The organism is Corynebacterium sp. HMSC070E08, from assembly GCF_001808895.1.
Taxonomy (GTDB): Bacteria; Actinomycetota; Actinomycetes; order Mycobacteriales; family Mycobacteriaceae; genus Corynebacterium; species Corynebacterium hiratae.
In genome coordinates this window covers 44,808-66,540 of the sequence record NZ_KV794771.1, presented here as the reverse complement: position 1 = coordinate 66,540, position 21,733 = coordinate 44,808, and the positions used below count along the sequence as shown (strand labels likewise).

Below are 21,733 nucleotides of genomic sequence, written 5' to 3'. Positions count from 1 at the left end.
ACACAGAGAGTGCGTGTATGGACTCTGCCCGAGGAGGATGAGCTGGTGTACTTCCCCGACATCAGAACCCTTCCTCGGACAGGGCCCTATACGCACTCGATTTTTATCGAACAGATCTGATAGCGGCCTCAGGCGCCTGAATGGAAAGGGGGACAGCAACTGTGGACCACAACGGCACCATTACCTATGACGTGAATGACAACCACGGCCATGTCCCTGTTATGCGTGCACGTATGGCTCAGCTGCTTGCTCCGGCCGTCGAAGCAGCGGGGGAGCACGCCGTCATCGTGGACGGCACCCTGGGGGCTGGTGGTCACAGCGAATACTTCCTCAGCAGCTTTCCTAACGCGCGGATTATCGGTGTGGACCGTGATTCCGCCTCCTTGAGCAATGCTTCTCGACGTCTCAGCCCCTTCGCTGACCGCTTCGTCGCCGTCAACGCGCGTTTCGACGAGGTGGGCAGCGCCATTGCGCAGGGCGAGCACGAAATCTTTTCTATCGCGCGGGAGCACGGCATTGCCGGGGCGCTGTTTGATCTTGGTGTGTCATCCATGCAGCTCGATCAAGTAGACCGCGGATTTGCGTACAAGACCGATGCACCGCTGGATATGCGCATGGACCCGCGTCAGGAAATGACGGCCGCCGACATCCTGAATACGTATAGTCACGGCGAGCTTGCGCGCATCCTCAAGACTTATGGCGATGAACGCTTCGCCGGCAAGATTGCTTCGGCAGTAATAAAAGAAAGAGAAAAGGAACCTTTTACTACCTCAGCCCGCTTGGTTGAGCTGTTGTACGCCACGATTCCGGCAGCGACGCGTCGCACCGGTGGCCACCCCGCGAAGCGCACCTTCCAAGCGCTGCGCGTCGAGGTCAACCGCGAGCTTGAAGCGATTGAGCAGGTTATCCCTGTGGTAACGGACGCCCTGGCCGTTGGTGGGCGCGCGGTGTTTATGAGCTACCAGTCGCTCGAAGATCGCATCGTCAAGCATGCCTTCACCAAACTCAGCACCTCGACCACACCGGCGGGCCTGCCCATGGATCTTCCGGGCACCGCTGCGCACTACTCCATTGTGACGCGCGGCGCGGAGAAGGCGAGCGAGGAGGAGATTGCAGAGAACCCGCGGGCAGCGTCCGTCCGGGTACGCGCACTCGAACGCCTCGAGGGCACTCCGTCATTTCATGAACCGGGAGGTAGGCCATGACGCTGAGAGATCGAACCGCACAGGCAATTCACCACCGCGACCACGAGAGGACCCACACCATGGGAGCTAGCCGCGATTTCACCACCGGATCTGATTTCTCCGGTCAGGGAACCGCGCTGCTGGAGCGGGGACGCCGCACCACCCCGTTGCCCAGTCGCACGCCGCATCGCGGTACTGTGCCCGCCCGCCGGGTCGGAACGGGTCTGCGAGGAAACCGTCTTGGTTCGAAGCAGATAGTGAGTAATCGTGGGCGCCGTGTCGTGCAGCCCACTCGGGTTACTGGCCTGTTCGCTCGCCTTTCTTTCATCGCCATTGGCCTGCTCATCACTGGTGTGGCAGCGGCGATGTGGCTCTCTGGCCTGTCGACGTCCCAGACCTTTAAAATTCAGGAGCTTACTGCCCACGAATCCACGCTGGATAACCAGCTGGAAACTCTTAACCGAGACTTGGAGAACGTGCGTTCGGCGTCGGACGTCGCCCGCCGCGCCCACGAGGCCAAGATGGGCGTCCCAGTTCAGCCTGGCGTAGTGGAAGTCGACGCAGACGGAAACGTGGAACAGAAGCGCGAAGCCACCCCGGATATGGAATCTGTCATCGACGTAAACGGCGAACCGGTCCGCCCGGGTCAGGCCTCGAGTGACCCACACGCGACGGCGAACGTATCCGATAACCTGAACGCCCGTCCGACGCTGAGCGAGAGGAACCGCGAGCGCGAAGGCGCCGAGTCGGGTGCGTCTCGTTCGGACAGCCACCCAGACAGCGGTGAATCCACCAATGACGGACAGCCGGCCGAAGGGAACGTAGAACTGCCGGACATCCCGGCCCAGGCTCCCTACGCCGCCCGCGGGTAGATTCCATCCCCGCTCCGCGCGTGCCTGCGTGGGCGGGCGGCGATAATAGGGCACAATTCGGGATGAACCACTGATTATTGACCCATCTTCGCTGCAGACAGAAAGGTGACGTGTGACCCCACCACACTCCGGTGGCCCGCGCCCGAGGCGCGCTTCCGCCGCCCGTGCCGCCCAACCGCGCGGTACCTCTCACCAACCACGGCAGCGTTACGACGCCGACCGCGTCGTTCCCGCGACCCGTTCACGGAATCCGCGCACCGGCAAGCCCTTCATGAGCCAGCAGAAGACGATGCGCCGTCGTGTACACGTCATCGCGGCTTTGCTGCTCGTGGTGATGCTGGCGTGGATGGGGCGCCTCGCGTGGGTCCAGATAGTGTGGGGACCTGACTTGGCGGCGAAGGCCGCTGCGCAGAGAACCCGCGTCTATGTCGATACGGCCGGGCGCGGCGAGATCCTCGCGCGCGACGGCCAGCGGTTGGCCTACACGATGCGCGCCCGATCCTTGACCGTGTCACCTACGCGCCTGCGAGATGAGCTCCGTGAACAGGAAGAGCAAAAGGCCGCCGGCGAGGCTCACTTTGAGTCGTTGGCACCCGATGCCAAAGAGGCTTTCCTCGACGACAAGGTGACAGAGCGGCTCACTGACATGTCGGAGGGCATCCCGAACAAACTGAAGGAAGCCGGCATCGATGCCGGGGACGTGGATTCGGAGCAAATCATGGACAAGCTCCGTGCCGATACTCAATATGAGGTCCTCGTGCGCAACGTCGATCCGGATGTCGCGGTGGCCATCTCCGAGGACTACCACGGTCTCGCCGCTGATGAGCAGCAGATCCGCCAGTACCCCAATGGTGCTATCGCAGAGAACGTCATCGGCAAGGTATCCATGGACGGCCAAGGCCAGTTCGGCTTTGAGGCCTCCGGCGATACCACACTGACGGGTATTGACGGCAGCTCCACCGAAGACGTTTCAGCCAGCGGTCAGGTCATTCCCGGTACCCTTCGCGATCAGGTGCCCACCACCGACGGCAAGAACGTCACGTTGACGCTCGATCTGGATCTGCAGACCTACGTTCAGCAGAAGCTGGAAAAGGCCAAGGCTAATTCGAAGGCAAAGAGCGCCGAGGCAGTCGTTCTGGATGCCGCCACGGGTCAGGTTCTGGCTATGGCGAATACCGGCACCATCGACCCGAACAAGGACATCGAAAAGCAGCTGGAGAAGGATAAGACCTTCGACAACCTCGCCGTATCCCACCCCTTTGAGCCGGGTTCGGTGGCAAAGATCATCACCGCCGCGGCAACCATTGAGGAGGGCCTCACCAACCCCGATGAGGTCCTCCAGGTTCCCGGCTCCATCGACATGGCTGGGGTGACTGTGAACGATGCCTGGCCGCACGGCGTTGAGCCCTACACCACGACGGGCGTCTTCGGTAAGTCATCGAACGTGGGAACGTTGATGTTGGCAGATCGTCTTGGCCAGGATAAATACGCTGACTACCTCAAGAAGTTCGGCCTCGGCCAGACTTCCGGCATTGAGCTGCCCAACGAGTCTCCAGGCCTCGTACCTGACCGTTCGCAGTGGTCCGGCGGTACCTTCGCTAACCTGCCCATCGGCCAGGGCCAGTCATGGACTGCCCTGCAGTTGGCCTCCATCTATCAGACCCTGGCCAACGACGGTGAGCGCATTGAGCCGCGCATCATTGATTCGATCACCGCGCCTGACGGGACTAAGGAAGAACTAGAGAAGCCCGAGACCACCCGCGTGGTCAGTCCCGAAACTGCGCGCACTGTCGTGGACATGTTCCGTGCGGTCTTCCAGGAGGATCCGCAGGGGCTGAACAACGGTACAGCCGGCAACGCGCAGATCGAGGGCTATCAGCTCTCCGGCAAGACTGGTACCGCGCAAAAGGTCGACGAGGAGACGGGAGCATACTCGAACTCCAAGTACTGGATCACGTTCGCGGGCATCGCGCCTGCCGACGATCCCCGCTTTGTCGTCGCAGTCATGCTGGACGAGCCCGAATCCGGTGTCAACGACGATGGCTCCGGCGGCCAGTCTGCAGCGCCTGTGTTCAGTGATATCGCATCCTGGCTGCTTGATCGTGACAATATTCCGCCTTCCCCACCAGCACCGCACCTGACCTTGCGTGCCGAATAGATAGCTCCGGCCGCGAATAACCTACAGAGATAGAGAAGAGGACGCACCGTGACCAGCAGCATCAGCCTTGATCGTTTAGCAGAAATTTCTTCGGGCACCGTGATCGGGGATGCCTCGACCACCGTGGGCTCCTGCGGACTAAACTCTGCAACCCTGCCACCTGGTGGACTCTTCGCTGCGCTTCCGGGAACGCGCGTTCATGGCGCACGCTATGCCGCAGACACCGCAGCAGCCGCGATTCTGACCGACCCGGAAGGCCAACGCATCCTTGCCGAAGCGGGAGAAACACGCCCACTTCTCGTGGTCGAGGATATCCGCGCCATCCTCGGACACGTTTCCGCGGAGATCTATGGGCACCCCACTGAAAAGCTCACCATTCTTGGCGTGACGGGTACGTCCGGTAAAACTACGACGAGTTACCTGCTGGAAGCGGGGCTTTTGCACGCGGGCTTGTCGGTGGGCCTGATCGGCACCACGGGCACTCGCATTAACCGGGAGCCGGTGCCTACCTCGCTGACGACTCCAGAGGCCCCCACATTGCAAGAGCTCTTCGCCCGCATGGTGGACGAAGGGGTAACGCACGTGGTCATGGAGGTGTCCTCTCACGCGCTTTCCCTGGGCCGCGTCCAGGGAACGCGCTTTGCCGTTGGCGGATTCACTAACTTGAGCCAGGACCACCTCGACTTCCACCCTACGATAGAGGATTACTTCGAGGCGAAGGCCATGCTTTTCGACGGTCCCCAGGCCGCCGACCGCTCCGTTGTTTGTGTCGACGACGAGTGGGGGCGACGCATGGCGCAGCGCGCCGCGGCGCGTCCGGTCATGACAGTGTCCACGAGCGCGGAGGCCACCGAGGCGGACATCACCGCCCGCCAACTCAGCACTGAGGCCACCGGCGCACAGCAGGTGGAGCTGACGGTGTCCACCGGAGAGCACGCTGGTTCCTATGAATTCCGGCTGCCCATGCCGGGCACTTTCAACATCGCCAATGCGGCCTTGGCCACCGGCATGGCCGCAGCCAGTGGCATCGAGCCGCGCGTCTTCTTGGAAGGCGTAGAAAAGGTGGCGGTTCCGGGCCGCATGGAGCGCATCGACCGCGGCCAGCAGTTTGTCGCCGTGGTCGATTATGCGCACAAGCCAGCTGCGGTCGCCGCGGTCCTCGATACCCTGCGTGCGCAGCTGGAAGGCAGCAGCGGCCGGATCGGCATTGTCGTCGGCGCGGGAGGTGACCGCGATTCTTCCAAGCGCCCGCTCATGGGGGCGGCTGCTGCGAAGGGCGCCGATATGGTCGTGATCACCGATGACAACCCCCGCACCGAGGACCCAGCAGCTATCCGCGCGGCAGTGCTCGCGGGAGCGCGCGAAGCGAACCCGGAGGCCGATATCCGGGAGGTCGGCTCCCGTGCCAAAGCCATCGACGAGGTCGTGGCGTGGGCACAGCCGGGCGATGCCGTCATCGTCGTCGGCAAGGGCCACGAAGTAGGACAGCTGATTGGTGATACCGTCCACCACTTCGACGACCGCGAAGAGATGGCGCGTGCACTTGATGCCGCGATGACAGCGACTACCCTGAGTACCGAAGAATCCAAGGAGCAAGCATGATTGCGTTAAGCCTCGCTGAGATAGCTCAGATCACGGGCGGCCGCCTGGATAGCGTCGACGAGCCAGAGACCCCAGTGACCGGCTTTGTTGAGTTCGATTCTCGCAAGGTCACTCCGGGTGGACTCTTCGTGGCACTGCCCGGAGCCCGCGTCGATGGCCACGATTACGCCCACACCGCGGTGGAGAAGGGAGCCGTCGCCGTCTTGGCTGCCCGGCCGGTGGGTGTACCCGCCATCGTCGTGGAGCCGCGCGGACGCGTAGAAGGTGACGGAGCCAACGCCGATATCTATGCCAACGATGTCGATGGCTCCGCCGCCGCCGTCGTCGAGGCGTTGTCCGCGCTGGCCCGCGCAGTAACGCAGCGGCTGGCGACAGAGCAGGATTTGACCATCGTGGGAGTGACGGGATCGGCGGGCAAGACCTCGACCAAGGACCTCATCGCCACCATCTTCCGCGAGGTGGGGGAGACCGTCGCCCCGCCCGGCTCCTTCAACAATGAAATTGGGCTTCCGTATACGGCTCTGCGCTGTGATGAGCACACGCGCTACCTCGTGGCGGAGATGTCGGCCCGCGGTATCGGGCACATCCGCCACCTCACCGAAATCACCGCTCCGCGCGTCGGCGTGGTCCTTAACGTCGGCTCCGCGCACCTCGGCGAGTTTGGCTCGCGCGAGAATATCGCGCAGGCCAAGGGAGAGCTGGTGGAGGCTCTGCCGAGCGCGGAAGCGGGCGGTGTGGCCGTCCTCAACGCCGACGATCCTTTCGTCGCCGCAATGGCGACGCGCACGGGGGCCAAAGTGGTGTACTACTCCACGGATAACCGCCGCGGCGGCGCGCCGGCGGCACAGTACTATGCCACCAACATCGAGCTCGATGACGTGGCCCGCCCCTCCTTTGTCCTCCACAGCCCCAACGCTGAGCCAGTTGCAGTGAAGCTGCAGGTATTTGGTTCCCACCAGGTGTCTAATGCACTGGCCGCGGCAGCCGCAGCCATCGAGCTGGGGGTATCGGCAGCCACGGTAGCGGCTGCGCTGTCTGGGCACCGCCTAGCCTCCGAGCACCGCATGGACGTGCGCACGCGCCGCGATGGCGTCACCATCATTGATGATTCCTACAACGCCAACCCGGATTCGATGCGCGCGGCGATTGCCGCCTTGGCCTATACCGCAGCAGCACGCCCCGATGCCCGCTCCATCGCGGTGCTTGGTGAGATGGGAGAGCTCGGCAGCGATGCCGAACAATCGCACCGCCAGCTCGGGGAGATATTGGCCAAATACCACGTGGAGCACCTCGTCGCGGTGGGGGAGAACCCCAACTGTCGGGCAATGACTGAGGCGGCTGCGCAGCAAGGTATAAATACAATGGTGTGCGCCGATGCCGCGGCTGCCGCTCGGGCGGTCGACGGCATTCTGCGCGCGGCCCCGGCAGGGGTCGATGATTGGGCTAGCCGTAGCGTTAAGGACGTGGTCTTGATTAAGGCCTCCAATGCCCAGCGCCTCTGGTTGGTCGCGGAGCAGCTGAACCACAGCTAGCCGCTAGAAAGGACTTCAAGCTCGTGACTCAGATCATCATCGCTGGTGCGGTTAGCTTCCTCGTGGCGATCTTTACCACCCCGGTTCTCATCCGATACTTTTCCGACTCCGGTCGCGGTCAAGAGATCCGCGAGGACGGACCCAAGTCCCACCTGCGGAAGCGGGGTACGCCGACGATGGGCGGCCTGGCTATTCTGGCCGGTATCTTGGTGGCTTATCTCGTGGTTGGTTTTTATGGAATGCTGACGGGCCACGGGGGGTTTACTGCTTCGGGTCTGCTCGTCCTCGGACTGACGCTGGGCTTGGGCGCGGTGGGATTTGCGGATGACTTCATCAAACTCTTCCGGAAGCGCAACCTAGGTCTCAACAAGACCGCGAAGCTGGTCAGCCAGCTGGTACTGGCCCTCCTCTTTGGCTTTCTTGTGCTGCGTTTCCCCAATGATGCGGGCCTGACTCCTGGCTCCACCAAGCTGTCGTTCATCCGCGATTTGAAAACTTTCGACTTTGCGGTTGGCGGCGTTGTGATCGGAACCATCGTGTTCTTGATCTTCATGTACTTCCTCATTGCGGCGTGGTCGAACGCGGTCAACCTCACCGACGGCCTCGACGGTCTTGCCGCAGGAGTGACGGCGATTGTCATGGGCTCCTACTCGCTGATGACCTTCTGGCAGTTCCGCTATTCCTGCGCCACCAACTTTGCGGCAGGCTGCTACCAGGTGCGCGATCCCCTCGATCTCGCCGTGCTCGCGGCGGCGGGCCTCGGTGCCTGCCTCGGCTTTTTATGGTGGAATGCCGCGCCCGCCAAGATCTTCATGGGAGACACCGGCTCCCTGGCGCTCGGCGGATTGGTTGCCGGCATTTCGGTCACCAGCCGTACCGAGCTTCTCATGGTGATTATCGGCGCCCTGTTCGTTATCGAGACGGTGTCCGTTGTCATTCAGATCGTGGTCTTCCATTCCACCGGCAAGCGCTTCTTCCGCATGGCCCCGATCCATCACCACTTTGAAAACGGCGGTTGGGCGGAGACTGCTGTGGTTGTCCGTTTCTGGTTGCTGGCCGCGATGGCGGCGATGGCCGGCGTGGCCATCTTCTACGGTGAATGGCTGACCTCCACAGGTATAGGTGTCGGCGCATGACGCGCCCCGACTTCCTCTCTGGCCGGGTCCTCATCGCCGGTGCCGGCGTTTCCGGCCGCGGCTGTGCTGCGGTCCTGGACCACCTAGGCGTGGACGTCACGGTGGCTGATGGAAACCAGGAATCCCGCGCTCGCCTCGCCGCCGAGCTCGACGTTGCCACCGTGGACACAGCAGCAGTAGACCTGTCGGATTACTCCCTCGTCGTGACCTCGCCGGGGTGGCGCCCGGATTCGCCGTTGCTCGCCGCCGCAGCTTCCCGCGGCCTTGAGGTCATCGGTGACGTGGAGCTGGCCTACCGCCTTGACCAGGCAGAGGTATTTGGGCCCTCCCGCCGCTGGCTCGCGATCACAGGTACCAACGGCAAGACCACAACGACGGGGATGCTCGCTGCCATCATGGCCGCTGACGAGCAGCGATCCGGGCAGCGCGCGCAGGCCGTAGGAAATATCGGGGTCTCGTCTTTTGATGCCCTGGCCGCCGAGCCCCGCGTGGATATCCTCGTCGCGGAACTGTCCTCGTTCCAGCTGCACTGGGCCTCCCAGCTGCGCCCGGATGTGGGAGCGCTGCTCAACCTCGCCGATGACCACCTCGATTGGCACGGCTCCTTCGAGGCCTACGCGGCGGATAAGGCGAAGATCTTGCGCGGCACGCACGCCGTTTATGGAAAGGACGACGAGCACGTTCGAGCGCTTGCCGCCTCTCTATCCAGCGCCACCGCCTTTACCCACGCCGAGCCCGCCCCGGGCGAAGTCGGCGTGAGCGCCGGCAGCCTCGTGGTCAATGAGGTCGCCGGACTGCACGCGGCAGTGGTGGAGGATGTCACCACCATCCAGCCCGCAGGTCTTGCTGGGGTGCTGGATGCCGCTGCTGCCGCGGCGGTTGCCGCGCTTGCCGGCGCTCAGCCTGAGTCCATCGCGGAGGGCCTCGACGCCTACGTGGTGGCCGGGCACCGCGGTGAGGTTGTCCACCGTCATGGTGGCGTGACCTACATCGACAATTCCAAGGCGACGAATCCGCACGCCGCGGAGGTGGCCATGCGTGGTCTTGACTCCGTGGTGTGGGTCGCCGGTGGTCAGCTCAAAGGCGCAGATGTCTCGGACCTCCTGCGTACCCACGCTGCGCGGCTGAAGGCGGCGGTTCTGGTGGGCGTCGACAAGCACGTGCTGGCCCAGGCCCTCGTCAAGGCGGCACCCCACGTGCCTCTCGTCATCGTGGACAGTCATGACCCGCAGATCGCTATGGACCAGGCCGTGAGCGCCGCCGTGCAACACGCCGAAGCCGGCGATACCGTACTTTTGGCGCCCGCTGCGGCATCGTTGGACATGTACACCGGAATGAGCCAACGCGGCGACATGTTTGCCGCCGCTGCCCGCCGCCTCGCCCGCTAGCTAGGAGCACCCAGAAGCCGTGACTGCCACCAGCACCCAGAAGCCACACCGCACGCTGGGCCACCGCCTGCGTGATCTTCGCGAGCGCCTGCGCGCCTACCCGGGGCTTGACTACCTGATGCTGCGCATCGCGATCTTCTCGCTCATCGGCATCGGCGTACTCATGGCCTTCTCTTCGTCGATGGCGACGTCCCTGTCGGAGACCGATAGCCCGTGGTCGGCCGCTTTGCGCCAGTGCGTGTTGGTCGCCGCCGGCCTCATCGTGTTCTGGATAGGCCTCCGCATATCGCCGCGCACGTTGCGGGCGCTCGTACCGTGGTTCTTGGGGCTATCCATCCTGCTGCTTATCCTCGTGCTTGTGCCCGGTATCGGTACCGGCCGCGCGGAGGTCGGTTCACAGTCGTGGATCATGTTGCCGGGCGGTGTGGCCTTCCAGCCCTCTGAGTTCGCTCGCGTCGCCGTGGGTATGTATGGCGCCTCAGCGCTGGCGGATAAAACACATCGTTCGATGCGCTTGACGGATCCGTTCATGATGTATTCCATCATCGCCGGCATCATGTTCGTGCTCATCGTGGCCCAAGGTGACTTGGGCATGGGCGTATCCTTCGCTCTCATCGTGGTCTTCACCCTCGTATTCGCCGGCGTGAACTGGCGTGTGCCCGTCGTCGTCGGCGTCTTTGGCGCCATCGGCATGATCACTGTTTTCCTGGCGGGTGGATTCCGTTCGCACCGTTTCCACACTTACTTTGATGCGCTGCGCGGCAACATTGAGGACACACAAGGTACCGGTTTCCAGGCTTATCAGGGCTTTCTTTCGCTTGCCGACGGCGGCTTCTGGGGCGTTGGCCTCGGCCAATCACGCGCCAAGTGGTTCTACCTCCCAGAAGCCAAGAACGACTTCGTCTTCGCCATTATCGGTGAGGAGCTAGGCCTCTGGGGCGGTGCGCTCGTCATCGTGCTTTTCGCCGTGCTGGGCTACTTTGGGTTGCGTACCGCAACCCGCGCGCAGGACCAGTTCCAGTCCTTGCTGGCCGCCACGCTGTCGGTGGGTGTTGTCGTGCAGGCCTTCATCAACATCGGCTACGTCATCGGTGTGCTGCCGGTGACGGGTATTCAGCTCCCGATGATTTCTGCGGGTGGTACGGCTGCGGTCATCACCATCGGCTCGATGGGCCTGCTGTGCAATGTGGCACGCCACGAGCCGCTGCAGGTGTCCGCGATGCAGAACTTTGGACGTCCGCTCTTTGACCGTATCTTCTTCATCCCAGAGCCGACCCCGCCCAACGAGCGGCGCGGCGGGGCGCACCGTGCCCCGCGCGAGCGCGCAGATGCTCGGCGTTCCCAGCGCCCATACCGCGAGCGCTCCCAACGCCACGTGGAACGCAGCCGTGAGGAACGTTTCGGGCGTGCGGTGACGGGGCGCTCTCAGCGGTCGCAGGCGCCGCGCGTGGAGGGGCGGCGGGAGTATCGGCGCGGCGAGCGCCGGTAGCGCAGTGCGGCGCTGGTAGCGTGTAGTGCATGAATGACACGCCGATTTCCGTCGTCATAGCAGGTGGCGGCACCGCCGGACACATTGAGCCCGCGCTTGCGGTGGGGGAGGAGCTACGCCAACGCCACGGGGCGCGGGTCACCGCCTTGGGTACGCCGCGGGGTCTGGAAAGCGATATCGTGCCGGCTCGCGGTGTCGATCTGCGCATGATCACTCCGGTTCCTGTCCCGCGAAAGATCAACATTGACGCGGTGAAACTGCCCTGGCGGATTCTCAAGTCCGTTCGGGAAACTCGCGCGGTGCTTAAGGACGTCGGGGCCAACGCTGTGTTTGGCACCGGTGGTTACGTTGCGGCGCCGGCTTACCTGGCGGCGAAGTCTTTGGGCATTCCGTTCTTCGTTCTCGAGACGAATGCCTTGGCCGGTATGGCTAATAAGCTGGGCGTGCGTCTTGGCGGCACGGGAATCAACGCCCAAGAGGGTTCTGGCATGCCGGGCGAGGTCCTGGGCATTCCGGTTCGCCCGGGCTTGGCCGAGGACCCGGATGGTACGAAGGCCGCTGCTGCGCGCCAGAATTGGGACTTGGATGAAGGCCGCCCGACCATCGTGGTTACCGGCGGTTCGCAGGGAGCGGTGAGCATTAACACCGCCGTCGCCGGAGCGCTCGAGGACCTGTGCCGAGACTTCCAAGTGCTGCATGCCTACGGCAAGAAGAACACGGTGCCGACTGAGCACGAGCACTACACGGCCGTGCCCTATATCGATGACATGGCCGGCGCGCTTGCCGTTGCTGATGTGATGGTCTGCCGCTCCGGCGCGATGACCGTGGCTGAGGTGTCTGCGGCCGGCCTGCCCGCTATCTATGTGCCACTGCCGCACGGCAACGGCGAGCAAGCGTTGAACTCCCGGGCTCTGGTGGAAGCGGGAACCGCGGTCCAGATACCGGACGCGGAGCTTACTCCGGGGCGCCTTGTCGCCGAAGTTCGCGCTATCCTTGACCATCCCGACGCCCTTTCGGCCATGCGTGTCGCTGCCGATGCCAGCACCGCCGGCGATGCCGCCGCGGTGATCGCTGACCGAATCGCGCACCGCGTCGCCGCCGACACCCGCGGCTAGGCGCACAGTACAGGTTTATTAAAGAAGGAAATTTTCACCATGACTGATACCCCCGCCACCACGGACCTGTCCCGCGTCCACTTCGTCGGCATCGGCGGTTCCGGAATGTCCGGCCTCGCGCGCATCCTGGTTAGCCGTGGCGCGGTCGTCACCGGCTCGGACGTTAAGAAGTCGACGGCCGTTGACGTCCTCCGCGCGATGGGTGCGCACGTCGCCGTCGGCCACGCGGCTGAGAACCTCGATCTGGCCGGGGACAAGCCTACGGTGGTCGTCACCTCCTTCGCCGCCATCCCGCAGGACAACCCGGAGCTGGTGGCGGCACGGGAAGCCGGGATTCCGGTGATCCGTCGCTCGGACCTGCTGGCTGAGCTCATGGAAGGCCACCGTCAGGTGCTGCTCGCCGGCACGCACGGAAAGACCTCGACGACCTCTATGGCGGTCACCGCGCTCCAGCAGGCGGGGATGGATCCTTCCTTCGCCATCGGCGGGCAACTCAACCGAGCTGGGACCAACGCGCACGGCGGCACTGGCGACGCCTTCGTGGCAGAAGCCGACGAATCCGATGCCTCCCTCCTGCGCTACAGCCCCTTCGTGGCAGTCATCACCAACATCGAGCCTGATCACCTCGACTATTTCGGCACGGCAGAGAGCTACTATCGGGTCTTTGATGATTTCGCCGACCGCGTGGTTGAGGGCGGCTACCTCGTCGTGTGCCTCGAGGATGAGCATGCGGCCGCCACGGGTGAGCGGGCGGCTCAGCGCGGGATTCAGGTGCTGGGCTACGGCACGCGCAGCGAGGTAGCCGCGGATTCTTCCGTGCCGCTGGCAGCGGAGATCCTAGAAGAAACCGTCTCCGCCGCCGGCGCGCACGTCCGCGTTCGCTTGGCCCTGCCGGGGCAGGCGCCGCAGGAGTTGTCTTATGACTTGCACGTCCCAGGCCATCACATGGTGCTCAACTCGGCGGCGGCCCTGCTGGCCGGTGCGCTGGCTGGCGGAGACCCGGCGGAACTGGCTGCAGGCTTGACCGACTTTACGGGTGTGCGCCGCCGCTTCGAGTACCGCGGCAGCGCCCAGGGGATCCGCGTCTTCGATGACTATGCCCACCATCCCACGGAGGTGTCTGCGGTGCTCACCGCAGCGCGCGCGAAGGCGGACGCCGAGGGCGAGGGTGCGCGCGTGATCGCTTGCTTCCAGCCGCACCTGTACTCCCGGACCATGGAGTTTGACGCCGAGTTTGCTCGGGCCTTGGCGCTTGCCGACGCCGCCGTCGTCCTCGACATCTACGGCGCCCGCGAGAAGCCGGTAGAAGGAATTACCTCCCGCATTATCACCGACAAGATGCCCGAAGACATGCCGGTCATTTTCGAGCCTGATTTCTCTGAGGCTGCCGGCGACGTCATTTCCCTGGCGCAGCCCGGAGATATCGTCCTCACCATCGGCGCGGGAACGATTACCTACGTGGCGGGTGAAATTTTGTCGGCGCTAGAGAATGCGAGCGGCGCGGAGGAACCGAAGGAACCGAATGTCTAAAAAGACTGGGGCGCTCGCGCTAGGTGCGGTGCTTCTCGTAGTGGCGGTTGCTGCCGCGGCGGTGTGGCTTTTTCCCATCCTGAAGGTGACATCCTTCGAGGTCGTGGGAAATGATCACGTCGCGGCAGAAGAGGTCGAGCAGGCCAGTGGCGTCGTGAAGGGCTCTAATTTGGTGCGGCTGGATGCGCGCGAAGCTGCGCACGGTGTGGCCTCCCTGCCGTGGGTAGAAAGCGCGACGGTGTCGCGGGCCTTCCCGTCAACCGTCCACATCGAACTTGTCGAGCACGAGGCGGTAGCTTACGTGCGGGAGGGCGATAGGACGATTTTGGTGGACAACAACGGCAAGGAATTCGCGGAGGACGAAGCACCACCCGAGGCCGTGGAGCTGACGGGGCACACCGACTCCGGTTCGCCTGAGATGCAGGGGGCTGTCGACGCCGTCGCTGCGCTCCCCGCGCCGATTCGGGAGAAGGTCTCGACCCTCGAGATCAAGGACCGGTATTCGCTGACCTTCCGAACGGAGGATGACAAAACCATCTTTTGGGGTGCGTCGGAGGACAACGCGAACAAGGCCATTGCTTTCGAAGATGTGCTCAAGCTCGAGGGCGAATCCTGGAACATTTCTAACCCGTCGCTGGTGACTCGCCGCTAAGCGCGTCGCGAGTGGGGCGGGTGGGACGCCTGTTAAGAAAACCGCATGTCAGCAACCCTAAAGTAGAGGTTGAGGGTACCGACACGCGGCAAAATGTGCGCCGAAATTACCCCGTTGTCGTTAAAGATGGATGTAACCGCCTCTCAGAAAAAAGGGGCGCCTCCTCGTTTACATTAAAACCTTATTCGAAAGGCAAGAGACCCTCGTATGATCTCATCTAGCAACAACCTCGCGGACATCAAGGTCGTCGGCGTCGGCGGCGGCGGTGTCAACGCTGTCAACCGCATGATCGAAGAAGGGCTCAAGGGAGTCCAGTTCGTGGCGATCAACACCGATTCCCAGGCGCTGATTTTCTCCGATGCGGATACCAAGCTCGACATCGGTCGCGAGGCCACCCGCGGCCTCGGCGCGGGTGCCAACCCGGAGGTAGGTAAGACCTCCGCGGAGGACCACAAGACCGAAATCGAAGACGCCCTCCAGGGCTCCGACATGGTCTTTGTGACGGCTGGCGAGGGTGGCGGAACCGGTACCGGCGCCGCTCCGGTGGTCGCCTCCATCGCGAAGAAGATGGGCGCTTTGACCGTCGGTGTCGTTACCCGCCCGTTCAAGTTCGAGGGCGCGCGCCGCACCCGTCAGGCCATGGCCGGCATTGAGGAGTTGCGCGAGGTCTGCGATACCCTCATCGTTATCCCGAATGATCGCCTCATGCAGCTGGGCGGCGAGGAGCTGTCCATCGTCGAAGCCTTCCGCGCCGCCGACGAAGTTCTGCACAACGGTGTGCAGGGTATTACCAACCTCATCACCATCCCGGGCATGATCAACGTCGACTTTGCGGACGTTCGCTCCGTCATGTCCGACGCCGGCTCCGCCCTCATGGGCATCGGCTTCGCCCGCGGCGATAACCGCGCGCTCAACGCCGCCGAGCAGGCCATTAACTCCCCGCTGCTGGAGTCGACCATGGAGGGTGCCAAGGGCGTTCTGCTGTCTATCGCCGGTGGCTCCGACTTGGGCCTTCACGAAGTCAACGCCGCTGCCTCCATGGTGGAGGAGCGCGCCGACGAGGACGCCAACATCATCTTCGGCACCATCATCGATGACAACCTCGGTGACGAAGTCCGCGTCACCATCATTGCGACCGGCTTCGATGCCCAGGCCAACATGACCTCCCAGCCGGCACAGCCTGGCCAGACGCAGCAGCATGGTGCGGAGGCTACCCCGGCTGCACGCCCGGGTTCCCTCTTCGAGAACCGCGCTGAGGCACAGCCTGAGAGCCCCGCCGCGCCCCGCACCGAGGCCCCGCGCGAGGAGTACACCCGCGCCGAACCGCAGCGCGCTGACTCCCAGCGCATTGAGCGTGAAGAGTACGCCCCGCGTCACTCCTACGAGCGCGAGCAGCCGGCAGAGCCGGCCCCGTCGAGCGGACTATTTACCACCTCGGATCGCTTCCGCGGTGAGGACTACCGCCGCGGCGGCGACGATGAGTACCGTCTCTCGCGCCCCACGGAGCGTCGCGGCCGTGACTTCGACGATGACGGCGATGACGATCTCGACGTGCCATCCTTCATGCGCTAGTTCCAGCCAGCTACTCTGGAGTGCATGCCAGTAAACGAGGAAGCACACGCAGTACGACGCCCCGTCCGCATGGTTTTTACAAGCCGTGCCGGCGGGGCGTCGTCGTCGCCTTATGACTCTTTTAACCTCGGCGATCACGTTGGCGATGACCCCGCCGCCGTGGCCGCCAATCGCGAGCGGCTCCGCCGAGCCACGGGCTTAGAGGACATCGTGTGGATGGAACAGCTCCACACCAACACCGTGACGGTGGTGGGGGCCGAGCGCCGCGGCGTCGAGGAGCCCGTGCCGGCCACCGATGCCGTGGTAACCACCGAAAAGCGCTTGGGCCTGGGCGTTCTCGTGGCGGACTGCACGCCGGTGCTGCTTGTCGACGTCTCCGCGGGCGTCATCGGCGCCGCCCACGCCGGGCGCCTTGGCGCGCGCAACGGAATCGTCCGCAATACCGTCGATACCATGGTTGAGTTAGGGGCCCGCCCCGCCTCGATTCAGGTGCTCATGGGGCCGGCCGCTTCTGGGCGGAACTATGAGGTGCCGGAGGCGATGGCGGATGACGTCGAGAAGCATCTGCCAGGCTCCAAGACCCGCACGTCGTCGGGTACCTGGGGCGTCGACGTGCGCGCTGGGCTGATTCGTCAATTGATGGAGATGGGGGTTACGGCTATCGAATCGGACCCGCGCTGCACGATTGAGGACACAGATTTCTTTTCTTATCGCCGCGAGGGCGTCACCGGACGCCAAGCCGGCGTGATTTGGTTGGAGGATTAATGACGAACAACGATACTGCGCGCCGTGAAGAACTGAGGGCTGGTTTGGAGAGCACCCGCGCTGCTATTCACCGTTTCGCTGAGGCCGCTGGCCGCCCCGCCCCGCAGCTGCTGCCGGTGACGAAGTTTCACCCGGCCGAGGACATCGCGCTGCTAGCTGAGCTGGGAATCACGGATGTGGCGGAAAACCGTGAGCAGGAAGCGCGCGCCAAGGCGGAGGCTTTGCCCGAGATGCGGTTCCACATGATCGGCCAGGTACAGACCAAGAAAGCGAACCACGTGGCCCGGTGGGCGCATAGTGTTCACTCGCTCGACTCAGAAAAACTCGCCAGAGCACTCGACCGCGGCGTGGCTCTTGCCCAGGAACGCGGCCAGCGAGAGGACACGCTTCCGGTCTATATTCAGGTATCCGCCGACGGTGATACCGCGCGTGGCGGCTGCCCGCTAGAGAACGTACCTGCTCTGGTGGATCTGGTCGAAGATCTGGAGAACCTACAGCTGTGTGGGTTCATGGTGGTTCCACCGCTGGAAAGCGAACCGGCGGAGGTTTTCACCCAGGTGAGAGCATTGACGGATGAGGTGGCGGCCAAGCTTGGGCGAGACCTGAAAATGTCCGCCGGCATGAGCGCCGACATGGAGGCAGCGATTGCATCTGGAACGGATATCGTGCGTGTCGGAACCGGAATCATGGGAGCCCGCCCGCTAGGTTAATTGTCATTGTAAAACTGCATTACAAGACAGCAAATGAACAGAACACACTAGGTCAGAGGGAGACCCAGAATGTCACTGATTGATAGGACTAAAGAGTTCTTCGGGCTGGGCCCGATGGACATGGACGCCGACGATGCCTACTACGCCGACGAGCGCAGCTACAACGCTCCGGCCTACGCACCTTCCTACGAGAAGCAGGAAGAGGAGTTTGTCCCGACCATCGTGGCTCTCTCCCTCGTCTCCTTTGATGATGCAGCAAAGGTTGGCGGCCCCTTCCGTGACGGTGACGCAGTGGTCTTTGAACTCACCGATGCCGACCGCGGCTCTGCCAAGCGCTTCGTGGACTTTGCCGCTGGCCTCTGCTTCGCGTTGGAAGGCCGCATGAAAAACCTGACCAAGGGCATGGACACCAGCCGCAAGGTTTTTGCCATCGTGCCGAAGGGTGCTGATATCTCCACCGTGGAGCTGGAGCGAGCAGCACACCTGCGCTAGAGACGTCAGGCTTTAACCGCTTCATCGTTATTCTCCTCCGTGTTGGCTTAAGGGAGGCGGAAGGCGATGGGGCGGTTTCGTCGTTTTCATCGTGGGGCCTTATCGGAGAGTCATTCTCGGCGGCGGTATGGCTGCCGCGGTGCCGTCTCTGTACGCCGAGGGCGAACCTTAGGGCAGGGGAGTACCGCTGGCGGGGGTGATTCCGATAGGCTCAGGCATTGTGAGTGCTTTAGGTTCAATTCTCCTCGTCGCCGTGAGTCTTTACTCGTGGGTTTTGTTGGCGCGCATCGTTATTGAAATGATCCAGTCTTTTTCGCGCCAATTCAACCCGCCCCGCTGGTTCATGATGGTTGCTGAGGTGCTTTTCGTGGTCACCGATCCGCCGGTCAAGGCGCTGCGAAAGGTGATTCCGCCGCTGCAATTGGGCGGCATCGCGCTCGATGTTTCCATCATTGTTTTGTTCCTGCTTTTGTCCGTTCTTTCGCAACTTATTGCGTGGCTATTTTTCGGTACCAACGGACTTGCGGTGTAACTAACGGGTGTATTAAACCCTCCTGTTAACGTTGAGACTCGTGCCCGCGTTAGATAATGTGTTGATTCGGATACAATGAGTTACCACAATCCGTATTATTAACCGCATATGTACCCGGCCTCTGGACCCTCTAGAGGTTTGACCGATTCGTAAGGGGAAGAGAAGTCAATGCCACTGTCACCAGCTGATGTACACAACGTCGCTTTCAGCAAGCCGCCAATTGGCAAGCGTGGCTACAACGAGGACGAGGTCGATCAGTTCCTCGATCTCGTTGAGGATGCTCTTGCTCAGCTGCAGGATGAGAACGATGATCTCCACGCCCAGGTTGAGGAGCTGAAATCTCAGGCTCCAGCCGGCGCTGCCGGCGGCGCCGCTGCCGCTAAGGTCGACGAGGCCGCTGTGCGCAAGGAAGTCGAATCCAAGCTGCGCGCTGAGTATGAGGCAAAGCTGGCTGACTCCAAGAACGAGACTGCCAAGGCCAAGGAAGAAACCAAGCGCGCCCAGGAACAGGCGAAGGCCGCTCAGGCGCAGGACAATTCCGCAGAGCTCAAGGCCGCACGCGAGGAAGCTGCTGCTGCCAAGCGTGAGCTCGAGGCCTCCAAGAAGGAACTGGAGAGCACCAAGAAGGAGCTGGAGTCCGCAAAGAAGAACTCCGCAACCTCCACCACCGCATCTTCCGCTGCTGCCGTGGCTGGTGCAGGTGCTGCACAGTCCAACGCACAGGGCCTCGCCACCCCGGACACGCATATGCAGGCAGCCCGCGTTCTGGGCCTGGCGCAGGAGATGGCAGACCGCCTTACCAACGAGGCCAAGGCCGATTCCGAGTCCATGCTGGCGGAGGCCCGCACGGCTGCAGAGAAGCAGCTTGCCGACGCTGACTCTCACTCCAAGGCTCAGCTTGCTGACGCCCAGAAGCGCTACGACGCGCAGCTGCAGGAAGCCGATACCCGCTCCAAGAAGCTGGTGGCTGACGCCGAAAACAAGGCAAAGCAGACTGAGGCCGACGCTACGTCCCGCGCGGAGGCACAGATTCGCCAGGCTGAGGAGAAGGCAGCTGCCCTGCAGGCAGATGCTGAGAAGAAGCACACCGAGGTCATGAACACGGTCAAGCAGCAGCAGACCGCTCTGGAGGCCCGCATCTCCGAGCTGCGCACCTTCGAGCGCGAGTACCGTACCCGCCTCAAGACGCTGCTGCAGTCCCAGCTTGAGGAGTTGGAGTCCCGCGGCACCGCTGCCCCCAACGGTGAGGCCGGAAAGTCCAACAATTAATCTCTGAATGAGCGGCGTCCCTGCGGGGGCGCCGTTATTCTTTTCTGTAGGTATACGTCCGTAGGTATACATTCTTTGTAAGCACAGAGCCCTTAGTCATTGGTGGGGAAAGGAGAGCGCACATGCTCATCGGCGCATTGCTTCTGGCCTTTGTTGCTTTCTTGGCGTTCGTGAACTACATCCTCACCGCTGCTGAGTGGTCCTTGTACGTGCTCTTCGCTTCGGCTGGGGTGGGTATCGTCCTGTTCATCGCAGACACCGTGATCAAGCTGCGCCGCAAGCACGACGAGTAGCTCGGTCTCGCCGAAAATCTGTAACGCGCGCAGCTAAGGCACGACGAGTAGCCCTCGACCCAGTGGTAATTCTGGGTGGAGGGCTACTTCTGTGAAGTCGCTAGTCGTCTCGCTCCCCGGAGTTTGGGAATAACCCGGGTGGCGCTTGCAGCGGCGTGGGTGGCGGGGGAGGGCCGTACGTTCTCTTCGCTTTTCCCCTGACCCGAGCCATGCGGCCGCGACCCGGCGGCGCATTCGGATCGTCCTGGTTCACCCCATTGTGATACGGACAGAGCATCACCAAGTTTTCCTGGTTGGTGTACCCGCCGTTCTTCCACGCGATGAGGTGATGAACTTGACATTCATCGGCCGGCTTCAGGCAGTCATCCCAAGCACAGACTGGGAACTCGGCCATAGCCATGATGCGCTGCTTGATGCTGGCCGAGCGCTCCTCGTAGTAGAGGTTGACCGGCCCGTGATAGGGATGAAAAAGAGTCGCGAGCGCGCCGTCTTTATCGATTTCACCGGCGATGACCTTGTTGAGGTACTCTGCCCCGGTCATCGTGGCGCCATTGGTCATCTGGAGGGTGATTTCTTCGCCGTCACCGTCGAGAATTTTCGTCATTGCATCCAGCGGCACAAGGATATTGGTCTGCAAGCCGCGGCGCGGTGCAGCGCCTTTGAAGAAGGCCTCGCGGATGGACTCGAGGGGACGTGCCGGGTCGACGGCGTCGTTAAGCTCTGCAATCAGTTGCGAGGGGCCCGTGATCGCCATCGTCCACGGTGCATTGCGGCGGCGGTAGACAGTCACGCCCTCCTTCGGCGTGGGCGGTGCTGAGTGTTCCTTGAGCTTCTTCTTCGCCAGCGCCTCCATGGCGAGGGTGTCAGCGCTCGTTCGGCAGAGTTCTAGACGCAGCTTCCAGCCCAACGCTTGTGTTTTGGCTTTGCGGGCATAGCGGTCGATGACCTCCAAGGTAGGCAAAGAATGCTTGCGTTGGCGCGCTGCCTTCACTGCGTCGCGTTGCATCCGCGTCATGGCGGTTTTGCCAAAGAAGCTCGTATACAGCCGTGCCAACTCCGCGGCGGTTTTGTCTGGGGATCCGGCGGCGATGAGGTCTGCTTCAGACATGCCTTCGCACTCGGCGACGACATCGATGCCGGCCCCGAGTGCGTTAAGGAAAGTCTGCAGTGCGCTCATGACAGTGGAGCTTAAAACACCTTATGACCTGCGCGCATTAGAAAAAATGTTCCTGTGGAAAACCTTATCCCAGGTGCCTCTTTCGTGTACTGGCGTTTCTATTTTGGGGCTTTCGGGAACCTGCGCCTGTGAAAACTTGACCGGCTCGCTATACTTTTAGGCGTATGCAGTGAGCCGGCTATCACCGGGGAGCATTCCGGAAGAACGTGCTTTGCGCTTAGCGGAGCATTATTAGAACCGGGCGGGTAGGGACCGTCATCTCCTT

General features: G+C 62.7%; 19 protein-coding genes. 18 read left to right on the top strand and 1 reads right to left on the bottom strand.

All coding sequences use genetic code 11. The features are described 5' to 3' along the window. Window positions 1-161 precede the first annotated feature (161 nt). The 18 genes from rsmH (at window position 162) to HMPREF2526_RS13390 (ending at window position 20,291) form a co-directional block, all read left to right on the top strand. The gene (gene rsmH / locus HMPREF2526_RS07960; protein WP_070546870.1) at window positions 162-1,205 is read left to right on the top strand and encodes a 16S rRNA (cytosine(1402)-N(4))-methyltransferase RsmH; all 1,044 of its coding nucleotides are present in this window, start codon (window positions 162-164) and stop codon (window positions 1,203-1,205) included. Next, the gene (locus HMPREF2526_RS07955) at window positions 1,202-2,056 is read left to right on the top strand and encodes a cell division protein FtsL (RefSeq protein WP_070546867.1); all 855 of its coding nucleotides are present in this window, start codon (window positions 1,202-1,204) and stop codon (window positions 2,054-2,056) included. Before rsmH ends, HMPREF2526_RS07955 begins: the two co-directional genes overlap by 4 nt. A 289-nt stretch (window positions 2,057-2,345) precedes the next feature. Continuing rightward, a complete protein-coding gene (locus HMPREF2526_RS07950) occupies window positions 2,346-4,214 on the top strand; it encodes a peptidoglycan D,D-transpeptidase FtsI family protein (protein ID WP_049155442.1) in 1,869 nt (622 codons plus the stop codon). A 48-nt stretch (window positions 4,215-4,262) separates the two neighbouring features. Then, the gene (locus tag HMPREF2526_RS07945; protein WP_070546864.1) at window positions 4,263-5,816 is read left to right on the top strand and encodes a UDP-N-acetylmuramoyl-L-alanyl-D-glutamate--2,6-diaminopimelate ligase; all 1,554 of its coding nucleotides are present in this window, start codon (window positions 4,263-4,265) and stop codon (window positions 5,814-5,816) included. Next, window positions 5,813-7,348 carry a UDP-N-acetylmuramoyl-tripeptide--D-alanyl-D-alanine ligase gene (gene murF / locus HMPREF2526_RS07940; RefSeq protein WP_049155250.1) on the top strand — a complete coding sequence of 512 codons (1,536 nt, stop codon included), beginning with the start codon at window positions 5,813-5,815 and terminating at the stop codon, window positions 7,346-7,348. Before HMPREF2526_RS07945 ends, murF begins: the two co-directional genes overlap by 4 nt. 23 nt (window positions 7,349-7,371) lie before the next feature. Further along, complete coding sequence (gene mraY, locus HMPREF2526_RS07935) at window positions 7,372-8,484, top strand: phospho-N-acetylmuramoyl-pentapeptide-transferase (RefSeq protein ID WP_049155252.1); 1,113 nt, start codon at window positions 7,372-7,374, stop codon at window positions 8,482-8,484. Then, window positions 8,481-9,872, top strand: a complete 1,392-nt coding sequence (murD, locus tag HMPREF2526_RS07930) for a UDP-N-acetylmuramoyl-L-alanine--D-glutamate ligase (protein WP_070512459.1) — start codon at window positions 8,481-8,483, stop codon at window positions 9,870-9,872. The genes mraY and murD overlap by 4 nt, the downstream gene beginning before the upstream one ends. 19 nt (window positions 9,873-9,891) lie before the next feature. After that, window positions 9,892-11,361, top strand: a complete 1,470-nt coding sequence (locus tag HMPREF2526_RS07925) for an FtsW/RodA/SpoVE family cell cycle protein (RefSeq protein ID WP_049155255.1) — start codon at window positions 9,892-9,894, stop codon at window positions 11,359-11,361. Between the two features lie 29 nt (window positions 11,362-11,390). Further along, window positions 11,391-12,476 (top strand): undecaprenyldiphospho-muramoylpentapeptide beta-N-acetylglucosaminyltransferase, encoded by a 1,086-nt coding sequence (gene murG, locus HMPREF2526_RS07920; RefSeq protein WP_070546861.1) that lies wholly within the window; start codon window positions 11,391-11,393, stop codon window positions 12,474-12,476. 39 nt (window positions 12,477-12,515) lie between these two features. Next, window positions 12,516-14,006: a UDP-N-acetylmuramate--L-alanine ligase gene (gene murC / locus HMPREF2526_RS07915; RefSeq protein WP_070546857.1), complete on the top strand. Its 1,491-nt coding sequence runs from the start codon at window positions 12,516-12,518 to the stop codon at window positions 14,004-14,006. Further along, entirely contained in the window at window positions 13,999-14,658 is a 660-nt protein-coding gene (locus HMPREF2526_RS07910) for a cell division protein FtsQ/DivIB (RefSeq protein ID WP_083295544.1), read from the top strand. Before murC ends, HMPREF2526_RS07910 begins: the two co-directional genes overlap by 8 nt. A gap of 207 nt (window positions 14,659-14,865) precedes the next feature. Beyond that, complete coding sequence (gene ftsZ, locus HMPREF2526_RS07905; RefSeq protein ID WP_046647972.1) at window positions 14,866-16,230, top strand: cell division protein FtsZ; 1,365 nt, start codon at window positions 14,866-14,868, stop codon at window positions 16,228-16,230. Between the two features lie 24 nt (window positions 16,231-16,254). Further along, entirely contained in the window at window positions 16,255-16,995 is a 741-nt protein-coding gene (pgeF, locus tag HMPREF2526_RS07900; RefSeq protein WP_070546854.1) for a peptidoglycan editing factor PgeF, read from the top strand. Continuing rightward, complete coding sequence (locus HMPREF2526_RS07895; protein WP_070546851.1) at window positions 16,995-17,705, top strand: YggS family pyridoxal phosphate-dependent enzyme; 711 nt, start codon at window positions 16,995-16,997, stop codon at window positions 17,703-17,705. The genes pgeF and HMPREF2526_RS07895 overlap by 1 nt, the downstream gene beginning before the upstream one ends. Before the next feature lie 69 nt (window positions 17,706-17,774). After that, entirely contained in the window at window positions 17,775-18,197 is a 423-nt protein-coding gene (locus tag HMPREF2526_RS07890) for a cell division protein SepF (protein WP_046647975.1), read from the top strand. Between the two features lie 220 nt (window positions 18,198-18,417). After that, window positions 18,418-18,729, top strand: a complete 312-nt coding sequence (locus HMPREF2526_RS07885) for a YggT family protein (protein ID WP_046647976.1) — start codon at window positions 18,418-18,420, stop codon at window positions 18,727-18,729. A gap of 168 nt (window positions 18,730-18,897) precedes the next feature. Beyond that, window positions 18,898-19,998 carry a DivIVA domain-containing protein gene (locus HMPREF2526_RS07880; protein ID WP_070546848.1) on the top strand — a complete coding sequence of 367 codons (1,101 nt, stop codon included), beginning with the start codon at window positions 18,898-18,900 and terminating at the stop codon, window positions 19,996-19,998. A 122-nt stretch (window positions 19,999-20,120) separates the two neighbouring features. Further along, the gene (locus HMPREF2526_RS13390) at window positions 20,121-20,291 is read left to right on the top strand and encodes a hypothetical protein (protein WP_046647978.1); all 171 of its coding nucleotides are present in this window, start codon (window positions 20,121-20,123) and stop codon (window positions 20,289-20,291) included. Window positions 20,292-20,391: 100 nt separating this feature from the next. Here HMPREF2526_RS13390 and HMPREF2526_RS07875 read toward each other — a convergent pair whose 3' ends face one another. Then, window positions 20,392-21,468 (bottom strand): HNH endonuclease signature motif containing protein, encoded by a 1,077-nt coding sequence (locus HMPREF2526_RS07875; RefSeq protein ID WP_070512462.1) that lies wholly within the window; start codon window positions 21,466-21,468, stop codon window positions 20,392-20,394. Window positions 21,469-21,733 lie beyond the last annotated feature (265 nt).